Source organism: Thermococcus sp. PK (assembly GCF_000430485.1).
Taxonomy (GTDB): domain Archaea; phylum Methanobacteriota_B; class Thermococci; order Thermococcales; family Thermococcaceae; genus Thermococcus_A; species Thermococcus_A bergensis.
Window position 1 is genome coordinate 752,780 of the sequence record NZ_KE387149.1, and the last position, 14,205, is coordinate 766,984.

The 14,205-nt window shown below is 43.9% G+C and carries 17 protein-coding genes and 1 pseudogene; 14 read left to right on the forward strand and 4 right to left on the reverse strand.

What is annotated here, in order from left to right; genetic code table 11:
• The 5 genes and pseudogenes from THEPK_RS12605 to THEPK_RS06110 all read left to right on the forward strand — a co-directional run.
• Nucleotides 1-765, forward strand: a pseudogene (locus THEPK_RS12605) (DHHA1 domain-containing protein); the annotation flags it as partial.
• Nucleotides 766-839: 74 nt separating this feature from the next.
• Nucleotides 840-1,157 carry a hypothetical protein gene (locus tag THEPK_RS06095; protein WP_052315897.1) on the forward strand — a complete coding sequence of 106 codons (318 nt, stop codon included), beginning with the start codon at nucleotides 840-842 and terminating at the stop codon, nucleotides 1,155-1,157.
• 191 nt (nucleotides 1,158-1,348) lie between these two features.
• Entirely contained in the window at nucleotides 1,349-1,606 is a 258-nt protein-coding gene (locus tag THEPK_RS06100; protein ID WP_042699567.1) for a hypothetical protein, read from the forward strand.
• 20 nt (nucleotides 1,607-1,626) lie between these two features.
• Nucleotides 1,627-2,148: a hypothetical protein gene (locus THEPK_RS06105; RefSeq protein ID WP_042699569.1), complete on the forward strand. Its 522-nt coding sequence runs from the start codon at nucleotides 1,627-1,629 to the stop codon at nucleotides 2,146-2,148.
• 205 nt (nucleotides 2,149-2,353) lie between these two features.
• Nucleotides 2,354-2,599: a hypothetical protein gene (locus tag THEPK_RS06110; RefSeq protein ID WP_225807243.1), complete on the forward strand. Its 246-nt coding sequence runs from the start codon at nucleotides 2,354-2,356 to the stop codon at nucleotides 2,597-2,599.
• A gap of 89 nt (nucleotides 2,600-2,688) precedes the next feature.
• Here the strand turns inward: THEPK_RS06110 and THEPK_RS13065 are convergent, their stop codons facing one another.
• Nucleotides 2,689-2,826, reverse strand: a complete 138-nt coding sequence (locus THEPK_RS13065; RefSeq protein ID WP_156882149.1) for a hypothetical protein — start codon at nucleotides 2,824-2,826, stop codon at nucleotides 2,689-2,691.
• A gap of 73 nt (nucleotides 2,827-2,899) precedes the next feature.
• Here THEPK_RS13065 and THEPK_RS06115 point away from each other — a divergent pair, with 73 nt between their 5' ends.
• From THEPK_RS06115 to THEPK_RS06125, 3 genes are all read left to right on the forward strand, one after another.
• Entirely contained in the window at nucleotides 2,900-3,178 is a 279-nt protein-coding gene (locus tag THEPK_RS06115) for a hypothetical protein (RefSeq protein WP_042699572.1), read from the forward strand.
• A 90-nt stretch (nucleotides 3,179-3,268) separates the two neighbouring features.
• The gene (gene alaS / locus THEPK_RS06120; protein ID WP_042699575.1) at nucleotides 3,269-5,998 is read left to right on the forward strand and encodes an alanine--tRNA ligase; all 2,730 of its coding nucleotides are present in this window, start codon (nucleotides 3,269-3,271) and stop codon (nucleotides 5,996-5,998) included.
• 74 nt (nucleotides 5,999-6,072) lie between these two features.
• On the forward strand, nucleotides 6,073-6,390 hold the full coding sequence (locus THEPK_RS06125; RefSeq protein ID WP_052315898.1) for a hypothetical protein: 318 nt from the start codon (nucleotides 6,073-6,075) through the stop codon (nucleotides 6,388-6,390).
• 100 nt (nucleotides 6,391-6,490) lie between these two features.
• Here THEPK_RS06125 and THEPK_RS06130 read toward each other — a convergent pair whose 3' ends face one another.
• Both THEPK_RS06130 and THEPK_RS06135 read right to left on the reverse strand, forming a co-directional pair.
• Nucleotides 6,491-6,949: a hypothetical protein gene (locus THEPK_RS06130; RefSeq protein ID WP_042699580.1), complete on the reverse strand. Its 459-nt coding sequence runs from the start codon at nucleotides 6,947-6,949 to the stop codon at nucleotides 6,491-6,493.
• Between the two features lie 46 nt (nucleotides 6,950-6,995).
• Complete coding sequence (locus tag THEPK_RS06135; RefSeq protein ID WP_042699581.1) at nucleotides 6,996-7,754, reverse strand: Nif3-like dinuclear metal center hexameric protein; 759 nt, start codon at nucleotides 7,752-7,754, stop codon at nucleotides 6,996-6,998.
• 138 nt (nucleotides 7,755-7,892) lie between these two features.
• Here THEPK_RS06135 and THEPK_RS06140 point away from each other — a divergent pair, with 138 nt between their 5' ends.
• From THEPK_RS06140 to THEPK_RS06150, 3 genes are all read left to right on the forward strand, one after another.
• Nucleotides 7,893-8,147, forward strand: a complete 255-nt coding sequence (locus tag THEPK_RS06140; RefSeq protein ID WP_042699583.1) for a hypothetical protein — start codon at nucleotides 7,893-7,895, stop codon at nucleotides 8,145-8,147.
• 1 nt (nucleotide 8,148) lies between these two features.
• The gene (locus tag THEPK_RS06145; protein WP_042699586.1) at nucleotides 8,149-9,507 is read left to right on the forward strand and encodes a tripartite tricarboxylate transporter permease; all 1,359 of its coding nucleotides are present in this window, start codon (nucleotides 8,149-8,151) and stop codon (nucleotides 9,505-9,507) included.
• 79 nt (nucleotides 9,508-9,586) lie between these two features.
• Nucleotides 9,587-11,353, forward strand: a complete 1,767-nt coding sequence (locus THEPK_RS06150) for a tRNA uridine(34) 5-carboxymethylaminomethyl modification radical SAM/GNAT enzyme Elp3 (RefSeq protein ID WP_042699589.1) — start codon at nucleotides 9,587-9,589, stop codon at nucleotides 11,351-11,353.
• Nucleotides 11,354-11,455: 102 nt separating this feature from the next.
• On the opposite strand, the gene fba is transcribed toward THEPK_RS06150, so the two are convergent.
• Nucleotides 11,456-12,304 (reverse strand): class I fructose-bisphosphate aldolase, encoded by an 849-nt coding sequence (gene fba / locus THEPK_RS06155; protein WP_042699592.1) that lies wholly within the window; start codon nucleotides 12,302-12,304, stop codon nucleotides 11,456-11,458.
• Between the two features lie 97 nt (nucleotides 12,305-12,401).
• On the opposite strand from fba, the gene THEPK_RS06160 reads away from it, so the two are divergent.
• The 3 genes from THEPK_RS06160 to THEPK_RS13070 all read left to right on the forward strand — a co-directional run bounded on the left by THEPK_RS06160 (nucleotide 12,402) and on the right by THEPK_RS13070 (nucleotide 13,978).
• Entirely contained in the window at nucleotides 12,402-13,148 is a 747-nt protein-coding gene (locus THEPK_RS06160; RefSeq protein WP_042699595.1) for a biotin--[acetyl-CoA-carboxylase] ligase, read from the forward strand.
• Between the two features lie 186 nt (nucleotides 13,149-13,334).
• Nucleotides 13,335-13,742: a hypothetical protein gene (locus tag THEPK_RS06165; protein WP_156882120.1), complete on the forward strand. Its 408-nt coding sequence runs from the start codon at nucleotides 13,335-13,337 to the stop codon at nucleotides 13,740-13,742.
• 65 nt (nucleotides 13,743-13,807) lie between these two features.
• Nucleotides 13,808-13,978, forward strand: coding sequence for a hypothetical protein (locus tag THEPK_RS13070; RefSeq protein ID WP_156882150.1), 171 nt, complete (start codon nucleotides 13,808-13,810; stop codon nucleotides 13,976-13,978).
• Nucleotides 13,979-14,205 lie beyond the last annotated feature (227 nt).

Below are 14,205 nucleotides of genomic sequence, written 5' to 3' on the forward strand. Positions count from 1 at the left end.
AGCTCTTAGCGAATAGAGTCGTAATGGAGGACAGGGAGGTAAAATGGAAGTGGCTTCCGAGAACCGAGGCGGAGCAGAGGTACGGCTTTAGGCTCTACCAGGGTGGAGTAGTGCCAGGAAGGGTAATTAGAGTGCTTAACATCAAAGACTGGGATGTGCAGGCGTGTGGTGGTACACACTTACCAAGAACGGGCTTGGTGGGCCCAATAAAAATACTCAGGACGGAAAGAATACAGGATGGGGTTGAGAGAATCATATTTACATGTGGCGAGGCAACCATCAAGGAATGGCAGAAGGAAAGGGAGATATTAAGCCGGAACAAGTGAAGTATTAGGAGTACCTCCAGAGAAGCTGCCAGAAACTGCGGAGAAGTTCTTCGAAGAGTGGAAGCAGGCAAGAAAAGAAGTTGAAAGGCTTAATAAGGAGCTTGCAAAGCTTTTAATCTATGAGCTCGAGAGTAAAGTAGAGAAGGTAGGGGACGTTGAGTTCATTGGAGCAGTGGTTGAAGGAGAGATAGAACACTTAAGGGAAGCGGCTCTAAAGCTTAAGAGACCAAACAGGGTTGTTGCATTGATAAGTGAAGACAGCAAGGCTGTTGTGATCAGCGTTGGTGATGAACTGCCACACAAAGCCGGCGATTTGGTAAAGACAATCACAAAGGTTGCAGGTGGAGGCGGCGGAGGTAAGAAAGACCTTGCCCAAGGAAAGATAAAGAACGTCCTAAAGGCCAAGGAAGCTCTGGAAGAGCTCAAAAAGGCTCTCTAATCTTTTAAATTTTTGGAGGGTTTGGGATTAGAATAAAAGCACTCACTGAGGAATTAAGTAAAATTGCTGGAGAAATGGGTTTTAAAGCCCTTAAGGAGTTCTCCACAATTGATAATGCAAGAATAGATTTGGCGATTTTAAAAGGGCATGAAAAAGTTCTGGCAATTGAGTTTGAGAGCTCCTATAAATGGATAAAGCAGAGGATCCTCTACAATGGGATAAAGGCTAAGCGAGCTGGCTTTAAACACCTCTGGGTGGTTTACCCCTTTAGGAACGATCCTTTAAGAAACGGCTGGGTGAATGATTATTTCAGAGAGCTTGGAGTAGAAGTGGAGGTTATCTCTCCGGAAAACATTGGAGAAAAGTTTAGGGAGTTTTTGAATTCAATTTAGGATTTTTACCTGACAGTTGCTATTTTCTGAAGTGTTTTGGATGCAGATTTAAGCGATTAAGGTATTTTGAGTTTTTACTTTGTTTTGTTGTTTTTTGTTTTTACTTTTGTCTTTTCGTTTTTTCTAATGGCAAATTTTATATAGTTTGAGGACTTATTATTTGTGAAGATTTCCTCATGCTTGGGGGGCGAATGAAGAGAATTGCACTTGCAAGTTTGTTCGTCTTGGTTTTAGTTTTGGGAATGGTTGCAAGGAGTGCAGTCAGTCAAGCAGAGCAAACAAAAGCCCTTCCAAACTGCACAAGTTGCAAAACGTGTGGCAAATCTTTGTCTGCTATCCTCCAAGAGGTAAACTCTTGGGAAAAGCGAAATGTGGACATCTCCAAGTATAGTGACATCAAGGAGCTTATTAAAGTAGCCCAGGAACAGGGATATAGTTTGACGGGATAAGCTAAGGAGGGGAATACCTAATGAAGGCAGCTTATATGTATTTTTCTCTTCCTTTTCTTGTGATTGGAATTGGAGTACTTAACATTCTCGTGCCCTTCAAGGAGTTGAATTACTTAACGTTGTTCGCTCTTGTAACCCTCATTCTCCTCCGTACAGTTCTCCCAAACAGGCTCGAAAACAGGATTATAACTTTCGCGTGGCATTTTGGGATAATATTCACAATAGGCTCGCTTATTTTCCCCTACAACAAACACCTTGCGTACTCTTACTTTGCCGGCGCTGGCGTGGCTGCAACATTCTATGCTTTCGGCGACAAACTCTTTTACTACGCCCCCCAAATAACTTACGCCTGGATTGGCCTTGCAGCGGGCTTTTTGCTTTCATTAACAGTCTTTAGGGATGAAGTTCAAAGGAATAATGGATTGTTCTTCATTCTCACATTAGGGCTCAGCTTTACAACACTCCTCATTGGGAAACTCCTTAATTACAAACCATTCTCTGATAGAGTACCAGCCATAATAGAAAAGATTAGGGAGGAATGAGCATGGACGAGATCGTTAAACAAGAAATTGGACGGTCAGTACCCTTTTATTTTATTCTCTTTGTTATAGGGGCTAGAGCATGGCAGGCCGGAAAATTAGACATGCCCGCTTACATGGTCTTTGTCATAACATTCATAATAATCATGCTAACAAGTCTGATATTTCCATAATTTTTGCTTCCATTTTTGGAGTTCTTTTGGGTGGGGTGGCATTAGTAACTGGATATGCTAAGTATCCCTTCGTAATATTGTACTTTATGCTCGTTTTGATGTTATTGCCTGTGATTTTAAAGAAAAACCTGCCTATCAGCACGGCTGGAATTCTTTTGAGCATCCCCTTGGCTTATTTTGCAGTTGAAAGCATCAAAGGCCTCAACGTATCGACGTTATTTTTAGTGGCATTTGAACTTGGCCTAATTGGTATGTACATTGAAATGATCTGGAGAAGATAGACACCTTAGTACACTGACTTATACATTTGAGAAGCCCGGATAGCAAAATTTTGTTTGTGATCTTCCATTAATTTTGGCAGAAAAAGCTTTCAGTTCACAACTATCTTAATCTCTCTTATTTCCCTCTCTTCTTTCTCGAATTTCTCAAATGTAAACTTTTCCCAGTTAACCCTATAGGGAGAGCCGTTGAAATTGGCAATCCAGTCATTATGGTCTAAAATTATCATTATGAGGCGTTCTTTGGTGTTGACTTTTCTTTTTCAAGCCTCGTCCCTTCAGGGCGGGGAGGAGGTCAGCGCAATGATAAAAAGAATCCTTTGCAAAGACCTATATAAAGAAATAGAACGGCTTGAGCGCTCTGTCATAGAGCTTGAAGAGCAGATAATTGAGTTAAAGACACAACTCAACATGAAAACCGAAGAGGCGACGAGCCTCTATATCGAGAACCAAAGCCTGAGACACAAAATAGAAATGCTGGAAAAAAGCCACAGGCGGCTTATTGGGATGCTTAAACAAATGAAGATTCCATTTGTTGTGGTAAATGAAGATGAGTTTGAAGACGTGGAGATTGACAAATAACTCTAAGAACAATTCGTGAACGCTTCTTCAGACAAAGACTTTTTAATATGAAGAGCAACTCTTAGCTTAGATTTAAGGACGGTGATGATCATGAGTATGGACATGAGCACAAGGATGTTTAAGGAAGAAGGATGGATAAGAAAAACCTGTAAAGTCTGTGGAAAGCCCTTCTGGACGCTGGATCCGGATAGGGAAACCTGTGGAGATCCTCCATGTGATGAGTATGAGTTCATAGGTAAGCCGGGAATCCCGAAGAAGTACACCCTCGACGAGATGCGCGAGAAGTTTTTGAGCTTTTTTGAGAGAAAGGGACACGGAAGAGTTAAGCGCTATCCCGTGTTGCCCAGATGGAGAGACGATGTGCTCCTCGTTGGAGCCAGCATAATGGACTTCCAGCCGTGGGTTATAAGCGGCGAAGCCGACCCTCCAGCAAATCCACTCGTTATAAGCCAGCCTTCGATAAGATTTACCGACATAGACAACGTTGGAATCACCGGCAGACACTTCACGATATTTGAAATGATGGCGCACCATGCCTTCAACTATCCAGGAAAGCCGATTTACTGGATGGATGAGACAGTTGAATATGCCTACGAGTTTTTCACCAAGGATTTGGGGATGAAAGGAGAAGATATAACCTTTAAGGAGAACCCGTGGGCTGGTGGAGGAAACGCTGGTCCGGCTTTTGAGGTTCTTTACCGCGGTTTGGAAGTGGCTACTCTGGTTTTCATGCAGTATAAGCTGGCTCCTCCGGATGCCGATCCTTCCCAGGTCGTAGAGATCAAAGGAAATAAATACGTTCCGATGGAGACTAGGGTGGTTGACACTGGATACGGTCTTGAGAGGCTTGTATGGATGAGCCATGGTACTCCAACGGCCTATGACGCGGTTCTGGGCTACGTCATAGAACCCCTCAAAAAGATGGCCGGAATTGAAAAAATAGACGACAGGATCCTCATGGAAAACTCAAAATTAGCGGGAATGTTTGATATTGAGGACATGGGCGATTTGAGGGTACTGAGGGAGACCGTTGCAAAGAGAGTTGGAATTGACGTGGAAGAGCTCACCAGGCTCATTAGGCCATACGAGCTGATATATGCAATAGCTGACCATACAAAGGCCTTAACGTTCATGCTTTCCGATGGAGTTGTGCCTTCAAACGTTAAAGCTGGTTATCTTGCCAGATTGCTCATAAGAAAGAGCATAAGACACCTCAGAGAGCTCGGTTTGGAGATCCCCCTGAGTGAGATAGTTGCAATGCACATAGAGGCTCTGCACAAGACTTTCCCCGAGTTCAAAGAAATGGAAGACGTTGTTCTTGATATGGTCAACGTTGAGGAAAAGAAGTACATGGAAACCTTAGAGAGGGGAAGCGGACTAGTCAAGAGAGAAATAGAGAAGCTTAAGAAGCAGGGCATCAATGAGCTCCCATTGGAGAAGCTCCTCCTCTTCTATGAGAGCCATGGTTTGACCCCTGAAATAGTTAAAGAGATTGCGGAGAAAGAAGGCATGAAGGTCAAGGTCCCAGATAACTTTTACAGCTTAATTGCCAAAGAAGCTGAAAAGACTGCCAAAAAGGAAGAAGAAAAAAGTATAGTGGACTTTGAGCTCGTTCAAGACCTGCCTGATACAAGAACCCTCTATTATGAGGATCCCTTCATGAAGGAATTCGATGCAAGGGTTCTTAGGGTGATAGATGACTGGGTGGTTTTGGATCAGACAGCGTTTTATCCCGAGGGCGGAGGTCAGCCCTGTGATCTGGGAGAGCTAAACGGAATTAAAGTGCTCGATGTCCAGAAAGTTGGCAAAGTAATTCTCCATAAGGTGGAGAAGCCTGAAGGCTTCAAAGAGGGAGACAGCGTTCACGGAAAAATCGACTGGGAGAGGAGAATACAGCACATGAGACACCACACCGGTACTCACGTCCTTATGGGAGCCCTTGTTAGAGTCCTTGGAAAGCACGTCTGGCAGGCGGGTTCTCAATTAAGCACCGATTGGGCCAGATTGGATATAGCTCACTACAAGCGCATCAGCGAAGAGGAGCTTAAGGAGATAGAGCTCTTAGCGAATAGAGTCGTAATGGAGGACAGGGAGGTAAAATGGAAGTGGCTTCCGAGAACCGAGGCGGAGCAGAGGTACGGCTTTAGGCTCTACCAGGGTGGAGTAGTGCCAGGAAGGGTAATTAGAGTGCTTAACATCAAAGACTGGGATGTGCAGGCGTGTGGAGGTACCCACTTGCCTAGAACAGGTTTGATAGGCCCAATAAAAATACTCAGGACGGAAAGAATACAGGATGGGGTTGAGAGAATCATATTTACATGTGGCGAGGCAACCATCAAGGAATGGCAGAAGGAAAGGGAGATATTAAGCAGAACAAGTGAAGTATTTAGAGTACCTCCAGAGAAGCTGCCAGAAACTGCGGAGAAGTTCTTCGAAGAGTGGAAGCAGGCAAGAAAAGAAGTTGAAAGGCTTAATAAGGAGCTTGCAAAGCTTTTAATCTATGAGCTCGAGAGTAAAGTAGAGAAGGTAGGGGACGTTGAGTTCATTGGAGCAGTGGTTGAAGGAGAGATAGAACACTTAAGGGAAGCGGCTCTAAAGCTTAAGAGACCAAACAGGGTTGTTGCATTGATAAGTGAAGACAGCAAGGCTGTTGTGATCAGCGTTGGTGATGAACTGCCACACAAAGCCGGCGATTTGGTAAAGACAATCACAAAGGTTGCGGGTGGAGGCGGCGGAGGTAAGAAAGATCTCGCTCAAGGAAAGATAAAGAACGTCCTGAAGGCCAAGGAAGCTTTAGAAGAGCTCAAAAAGGCTCTCTAATCTTTTAAATTTTTGGAGGGTTTGGGATTAGAATAAAAGCACTCACTGAGGAATTAAGTAAAATTGCTGGAGAAATGGGTTTTAAAGCCCTTAAGGAGTTCTCCACAATTGATAATGCAAGAATAGATTTGGCGATTTTAAAAGGGCATGAAAAAGTTCTGGCAATTGAGTTTGAGAGCTCCTATAAATGGATAAAGCAGAGGATCCTCTACAATGGGATAAAGGCTAAGCGAGCTGGCTTTAAACACCTCTGGGTGGTTTACCCCTTTAGGAACGATCCTTTGAGAAAAAGCTGGGTTGAGGAGTATCTCAAGGAGCTCGGTGTTGAGGTGGAGATTGTCTCTCCAGAGGGCATTGGGAAAAAGTTCAGGGAGTTTTTGAGTTTGATTTAGGTTTTGTGAGAGATTGCTATTTAGGAAGTTATCCTCGATGGAGCAAGCATTCTTTGATTCGTCCATAAAAAATGCATTATGAAGGGGCGATCGAAGTTGCTTACTCCCTCTTTCTGAACCTAGCCGTTATTGTTTCGTTGGTTCTCCAGAATGGTAGTTTGCTGGCTTTGATTTCGATTTTTGCGGAACCCTTATTGAGAACGACCTCTTTTGCTAGCTCACTTGGTAGCTGGAACTGGATGTATATCTCTTCAGGGAGTTCGTCTTTCTTGACCGTGATCTTGAACTTATCGGTCCCATTTATGTTCTCATCGCCATAGCGTACGAGGTATGATGTGCCTTCAGGAAAAATGATCTCGAGGTTAAAGTTGTCAACGTAGGGGGTGATCTTCAGCCCGAAGAGAGCGGTTCCGTCTGAGGTTATGTATGTCACGCTTTCATTATTTGTATAGAAAACGTCTATGTAGGAGAAGCTTGCGGGTGGTAGCTCTGCTGTATTGACTGCGTATGCTAGGAGGCTGAGTGTTATGAGGGTAAGCACAAGCATCGTTTTGTTCATTTTTTCACCCCAGGGGATTGTGTGGGATGGCTATATAACATTTCTCTTATAATCCTGTCGGCTCGTCTATAAAGAAAACGCTCACCCCAAATCTCTCCTCCAGCAAGGGCATTAGTGCTTTAACACCAAGGGTTTCTGTGGCGTAATGTCCTGCTGCTATAACATTTAGCCTCCCTTCCTTGGCTGTGTGATAGTCGTCGTGCAGAAATTCGCCTGTTATGAAAAGGTCAACGCCTTTTTCTATTGCCTCTGGGATTGCAAATCCTCCCCTGCCGCTGACTACTGCAACGCTTTTTATTTCCTCTACTCCAAATTCATAGGCTTTTACATAGTCAGTTTTCAGCTTTTCCACGAGTATCTGGGCAACCAGAGGCAATGGTTTTGGCTCTTGAAACTCTCCCAGGTATCCAATTTTTATGCCATTATATCCTCCGAAAGGCTCCTTTGGCTCCAAACCTAAGAGTTTCAACAGCTGTGCGTTGTTTCCTACCTCAGGATGAACGTCAAGGGGCAGATGGGCGGCGTAGAGGTTTATCTCGTTTTCGAGGAGAAACTTAAGCCTTTTTTGTACAAGCCCTCTGACGTACTCTATTCCTCCCCATATTAGGCCGTGGTGCACTATCAGCATGTCTGCTCCTAAAGCCTTGGCTTTGACAAAGGTGTCCATGCAGGCATCAACTGCAAAGGCAATCTTCTCTATCTCTTCTTTTCCTTCTACCTGCAATCCATTTCGGGATTTGTCAGGAAAAGAGCCTATGCTCAGGTACTCGTCAAGGAACGCAACAATCTCCGCTCTGCTTACCATCTTGTTCACCTTTTAATAGTTGCTTTTCTTGTGTTTAAATGTTTTTCATGGGCTTAGGCACTTGCCTAAAAATGTGCCAACTGTAGTCGAAAGTTTTAAATAGAAACGATGTAAAAGTTGCTATTTGGTGAAATCACCATGAGTAAGGTAAAGCAAAATCTATACGAAATTTTTGGGGAAGTTATAGCAGAACACGATTTTATAAAAGCATTCCTAATAACAAGCGCATTGGCATTTCTAATGTACTTTAGCGCTCCACAGATAGTTCGTATGATTGGGAGGGAAGATTTGTTGAATGCCCTGAGAGTGACTCTAAGTGCTCTTGGAGCATTTTTTGGATTTATAGTGTCCACTGCAATAATTGAACCAAAAAGAATCGTGGAGGAGGAGTAAAATGGATATCGTCAGCCTTTTAATCCAAGCCACACTTTTGACGGCGTTTTCCGTGTTGTTGTATATAATAATTGGAATGATCCCTGGAACCGATGAGACTGCCACAATTGCCCCAATAACTCTAGCCTTCCTGGCGGCTGGATTTGATCCTCTGCTTGTTCTTGCTTGGTTCATGGGTACAATAGTCGCATTTAAAGCTGCAGATGCAGTTCCTACGGCACTTGCTGCAATTCCCGGAGGAGTTATGGCAGTACCGCAGGTTCCGGATGCATTGGTAGCAAGAAAACATGGGTACTCGGAGATCCTTCTGAGAAAAGGTATAACTGCTAGTATTATTGGAACAATAGTTGCCATAGCAATAACGTTGCCCCTGTCCTTCTATTTGGCGCCTCTTGGAGAATTACTTAAAAACCCTGCTGGGCCCTTAGACTGGCCCGGTTGGGTGTATTTGATTGTTGCAGGGATACTTTTACTAGCAGTGATGTCAAAGGCAAAGGTGCTTGCATTGTTGGCTATATTCCCATTTGCAATGCTTGTTCAGGGTCTTAGGGGGCTATATGGGCAGTCAGCCTTTATAAGCATCTTTCTAGCAATTACAATTGGTCCAATACTTTACGAGCTCTTAACATTAATTTCACCGAATAACCATCATTTAAAGCGACAAGACTATGCCCGGATTAAGCTAGTAAAAACTGGAAAAATATCATTAAACCCCTTGCATCATCTTACCAAGGTAGAGGTTATGCTTTCCTCCCTCTTGGCGGGGTTAAGTGGAATTTTAGCAACCTTCATGAGCCCTGTAGGATTAACAGTTCTCTTTGGGGATCTTGTAAAGGAAAGCCAAAAAGATGAACTTAAGGGCTCTCTTATGGCTTATGCAGTCAGAGATGCCATAAAGAATGCTACTTATATTGGGGGAACTCTTATACCCCTCATTGCATTGGGAGTTCCTACGGGACCAATGTCAGCAGGACCAGCACATCCATTCTTTGCTGAACTTGCAGCTTTTGGTGGGTTGACTCCAAGAGACGTCCTTCTTCAAAGATATTCAACATCAACAATAATCCTCGTTACTGTTTATGCAACTTTATTTGCTGCAGTACTTGCGTATTTAATACTTATCAAATATTCCAAGCAATTGACTCGCTTTGTCTTTAAAAAAGTGCCTGCAGAAGCTTTATACGCTACATTCCTAGCAATAGTGCTGGTGCTGGCGTACAATGATGCTGGAATCGCAGGAATCTTTGGCTCAATATTGGTAGGCCTTATTTCTGCAACATTCGTTAGGAACGGAGTTTCAATTGGTATATTATTCATGGTGCTTGTTGCGGCTCCTTATCTTGTAGGTTTGCTGTTTTGATTTTTGGTCTACTTTTTCTTTTTTAATGTGCAATGTTAACACTTTTAAATGCCAGCTCACTTCTATGAACGTGATGAGAATGGAAGAAGAATATAGAAAAGCCTGCGAGGAGATTGCAAGGGCCGTAATTTCGGGCGAGATTAGGGACAGGAGAGAACTAAATCGGTTTAAGGTTAAAATCGCCGCGAAGTATCACCTTTCAAAGATTCCCACTAATTCAGACGTGCTTAGAGTGATGAGCAAAGAAGATAGGGAGAAGTTCAAGGACTTCCTCAAGAAGAAGCCTACTAGGACAATTAGCGGTGTTGCTGTTGTTGCAATGATGACGAAGCCATTTCCATGCCCGCACGGCAGGTGTATTTACTGCCCTGGGGGCCCAAGCGAGGGCTCTCCCCAAAGCTACACTGGAAAAGAGCCATCTGCTTTAAGAGCTCTTCAGAACGTTTATCATCCCTATCTCATAATGATGAACCGTTTGAAGCAGCTCTATGATATCGGCCACGATATAGATAAAGTCGAGGTCATTATACAGGGTGGAACTTTCCCCGCTGTGGATTTGGATTACCAGGAGTGGTTCATAAAAGAGGCCTTCAAAGCCATGAACGATTTCCCTTACTTCAAGGACATTGAGAACCTTGAAGAGAAAATTAGAAAGGCTGTTCTTTTTGGCGAGGTTGACGAAGACCCCCTCTTCAAAAAAGCTTGGGAGAGAACACACAGGAAGCCGTACTATTATCTCGAGGAAGAGCAGAGGAAGAACGAGAAGGCAAAGGTCAGAATGGTGGGGCTAACTCTTGAAACAAGGCCCGATTGGGCCATGGAAAAGCAAATCGATAGAATGCTCAAGCTAGGCACCACGAGAGTTGAGCTTGGAGTTCAAACGGTGTTCAACTTCATCTATGAGAGGGTGAAGAGGGGACACACCGTTGAGGATACTGTGAGGGCTACCCAGCTCCTTAAGGATGCAGGTCTTAAGATAAACTACCACATGATGCCGGGTCTTCCGGGAAGTAACTTTGAAAGGGACTTAAAGGCCTTCCAAATAATCTTTGAAGACGAACGCTTCAGGCCGGATATGCTCAAAATTTATCCCACCCTGGTCACGAAGGACACGCTCCTTTACAAGTGGTACAAGGAAGGAAAATACAGGCCTTACACGACTGAAGAAGCCGTTGAACTGCTAGTTGAAGTTTACAAGATACTGCCAAAGTGGGTCAGAGTAATGAGAATACAGAGGGATATCCCAGTTCAGCTTGTTGAAGCTGGAGTAAAACACTCCAATTTAGGCCAGTTGGTGTTCAATGAGCTCATAAAGAGGGGCATAAGGCCGAGAGAGATTCGCTTCAGGGAAGTTGGGCATCAGATGCAGAAGTTTGGAGTTCAGCCCGAGGTTGAGCACATTAAGCTGCTGAGAGAGGATTATAAGGCAAGCGAAGGCCACGAGATATTCTTGAGCTTTGAGGATGTGAAGAACGACATTCTCATCGGCTTCATCAGACTTAGAATCCCAAGTGAAAAAGCCCACAGAAAGGAGATAAACTGCTGTCCATCTGCTATAGTTAGGGAGCTCCACGTCTACGGCCCTTTGGTTCCAATAGGTGGAAAACCGAAGTATGAATGGCAGCACAGGGGCTATGGAAGGGAGCTTTTGGCTGAGGCGGAAAGAATAGCGAAGGAAGAGTTCGACGTAAAGAAGATGCTCATCATAAGCGGCGTTGGCGTTAGGGAATACTACAGAAAGTTCGGCTATAGAAAGGACGGCCCATATGTGAGCAAAAGACTTGACAAGAAAGGATATGCAAACTTTGTGAAGAGCAAGGAGTTTGATGCCCACTTGAACACCTGAACTAAGGTGGTGCACTTAATCGGCCTTTATTTTTTGCTAAGTGAACTGCCCAGCCCTTACGGAGGGTCTTCCCACCTAAAGAAGATAAAAAGACGAGAAAACTCAAATTAACCCTTCGGCCTTTGCGGCCTCTTCTGGATCCTCATCTCTGTGGATTACCCTTATGAGTGCTTTAATCATTGGTTCTGGATTTTCTCTCTGGAATATATTTCTTCCAACTACTGCTCCGCTTCCTCCAGCTTCAATAACTTCCCAGACAAGCTTTAGGAAGTCAAGAGGATTGTCTGTTTTTGCTCCACCACTCAGAAGAACTGGAACGCCTGAAGCAGCGTCGACAACTCTGGCAAATGTTTCCCTTGACCCGGTCCAGTAGGTTTTAATCATGTCTGCCCCCATTTCTGCGGCGGCCCTTGCTCCGTACATGACCACTCTGTAGTCCTCCTTCTTGCCGTATTTTTCATTGATATAAGGCCCTCTTGGATAGGCAAACTGCACGACCGGATAACCTAAATCGTGGGCGTAGCTCGCTATTTCTGCAAACTGTCTCATCATTGCACCTTCATATGGGCTGCCCCAGTAGACGGTTGCCGCTACAGCATCGGCGCCAAGTTTAATTGCGTCCTCAACAAACCCGAGCTGGTCTTGCATAAGCCACTCTTCCTTTGGTCTGAGCTCTGTTTTGCTGGTGAGCTTTACCATCAAACCGACATCTTTACCGACAAGTTCTTCCCCGGCTATTCTCGCTATTCCTGGGAGCATCATCACGCCGTCTACTCCAGCCCTAACAACTTTTCTAATTATGACTCTTGGGTTGATGTGTTCCCAGTGTTCTTCGAAATCCATTGGGCCGTGCTCAAACCCGTGATCCATTGCAAAAATCAAAGCCCTCCCATTCCTTCTAAAAAATCTCCTAAGTCTTCTCTTAATCCCAATGTTGTTGTATGCCTCCACACTACTCACCTCTAGTGATACATTGCTGACAAATAATTTAAACTTATCGTTAAAACTAAATACTTCAATTGTCGAAATTCATTTCGGTGAAACAAAAATGTTCGGACTCAACACTAAGATCATTGGAAGGAGGGTGATATACTTTCAGGAGATAGATTCAACCAATGAATATGCTAAACGGATAGCCCTCAATGAGGAAGAGGGAACCATAATAGTGGCTGACACTCAAAACAGCGGCTATGGTAGGAACTCCAGAAGCTGGGCATCCCCTAAAGGCGGGCTGTGGATGAGTGTGATATTAAAACCAAAAACTACACCGGAACACATAGTTAAAACTGTTTTTCTCGGAGCAGTAGCCGTTGTTGAAACCCTGGAGCGATTTGGAATAGATGCAAGGATAAAGTGGCCTAACGATGTCCTTGTAAACGAAAAAAAGATATGTGGTATCTTAACCGAAGGGAGCTTTTCGGAGAAGGAGGTTTACTACATTATCTTGGGCATAGGATTAAACGTCAACAACCCAATCCCAGAGGAACTTGTGGGCATCTCAACATCAATAAGCAAAGTTTTAGGAGTGCGGATTCCCACAGAAGAGGTGTTTAAAATCCTTGTGGAGCGGTTGGAGCACTGGTATGGAGAGTTCCTCAAGGGAAATGACGAGAAGATACTCCAAAAATGGAGGGAGAAGGCACTCTTAGGCAGAAATGTCAAAATAATAATGGAAGATAAGGAGATTGGAGGAAAGGCTCTGGATATTGATGAACTCGGTGCATTAATCTTGGAGCTTGAGGACGGGAGAAGAGAGAAAATTCTCTATGGAGATGTATCATTGAGGTTTGAATAGTCTTTTCTTTTTTGCATTCTTTTAGAAAAACAAAAAAGGTTATATATCCCAGCACGTACAAAACAAATGTACAAAATCTATCAGCAATGGACCAAGATGTAATCTCAATTTCCGGGGGGTGAACTCAGTGGGCTGTTTCATAGGTAGTGATAAATGGAACTTTTGAATTCTTTTGTTTTCCGGGGCGTGTTTATAGTAACCTTTATTAGGGTTTTTGCTGAATTCTTTCGGGTGGTTGTCGTGATCCCCAGATGGGATCACAGACTCAAAGACCCTGAAAGCGTGGCATTCGCAATTCTTGACGTTTTAGCAGACTTCGAATCAGAAGGAAAGCTGAAGAACCTGCCAAAATCCAAAAAATTTCCAGTAAAAACAATACTGGCAATACTCCTCTTTAAACAATACTACAACCTACCCCTCAGAGACGCCCAGCACTACGGCAGAAAATTCTTCGGAGCAAAACATTCACTACTCAACCCTCCACAACTGGGAGAAAAAGCTGAACCTCGAAGAACTGACAAACCACCTCCTGAAAAAACTCCAGAAATTACCCTACGCCAGCACTCAAGCAGACTCAACCATTATTACAAATAAAAAAGGGTAGGATAGAAGTTCAGGCAATAACGAGAATCCTGCCGGGTTTACTGTATCCGGTTGCTGTGAAGATCACAACTTCTGAGAACGAGCTGATTGAACTCCTGCCGGGGGGTTCTGGGAATTTTTATGCTGATGGGGCTTATGATTCAAAGAAAGTTCTGAACACTGTGGTGGAAAAGGGTTATCGGCCGATTGTTAAGAAAACTAAGAACGCTCCAGGCGGTTTTTGGTAGTAAGAAGAGAGACCAGTAGTGTTTTTCCTGAAGAAGAGTACCAGGCATAGGAATCCCTCATGAGGGGTTCTGGGGTGCGTTTACAACGTGGTTTGGCAGTAGGATCCCCTGTTTTCTGAAAAAGACTACTGTAACCCGAATCCTGCTTGGGGTAATGTGTTATGGTCTGAAAATCCTCCTCAGAGTCAAATACTGTTTAAATAACAGGGGGTGAAACTAAACACGCC

Coding starts and splice junctions, on each gene's coding strand:
- THEPK_RS06115 (WP_042699572.1), top strand. CDS start 2,900: ATGATAAAAAGAATCCTTTGCAAAGACCTATATAAAGAAATAGAACGG.
- THEPK_RS13065 (WP_156882149.1), bottom strand. CDS start 2,826: ATGATAATTTTAGACCATAATGACTGGATTGCCAATTTCAACGGCTCT.
- THEPK_RS06135 (WP_042699581.1), bottom strand. CDS start 7,754: ATGGTAAGCAGAGCGGAGATTGTTGCGTTCCTTGACGAGTACCTGAGC.
- THEPK_RS06095 (WP_052315897.1), top strand. CDS start 840: ATGGGTTTTAAAGCCCTTAAGGAGTTCTCCACAATTGATAATGCAAGA.
- THEPK_RS06160 (WP_042699595.1), top strand. CDS start 12,402: ATGTTCGGACTCAACACTAAGATCATTGGAAGGAGGGTGATATACTTT.
- THEPK_RS06150 (WP_042699589.1), top strand. CDS start 9,587: ATGGAAGAAGAATATAGAAAAGCCTGCGAGGAGATTGCAAGGGCCGTA.
- THEPK_RS06140 (WP_042699583.1), top strand. CDS start 7,893: ATGAGTAAGGTAAAGCAAAATCTATACGAAATTTTTGGGGAAGTTATA.
- THEPK_RS06145 (WP_042699586.1), top strand. CDS start 8,149: ATGGATATCGTCAGCCTTTTAATCCAAGCCACACTTTTGACGGCGTTT.
- THEPK_RS06130 (WP_042699580.1), bottom strand. CDS start 6,949: ATGAACAAAACGATGCTTGTGCTTACCCTCATAACACTCAGCCTCCTA.
- THEPK_RS06125 (WP_052315898.1), top strand. CDS start 6,073: ATGGGTTTTAAAGCCCTTAAGGAGTTCTCCACAATTGATAATGCAAGA.
- alaS (WP_042699575.1), top strand. CDS start 3,269: ATGAGTATGGACATGAGCACAAGGATGTTTAAGGAAGAAGGATGGATA.
- THEPK_RS06100 (WP_042699567.1), top strand. CDS start 1,349: ATGAAGAGAATTGCACTTGCAAGTTTGTTCGTCTTGGTTTTAGTTTTG.
- THEPK_RS06105 (WP_042699569.1), top strand. CDS start 1,627: ATGAAGGCAGCTTATATGTATTTTTCTCTTCCTTTTCTTGTGATTGGA.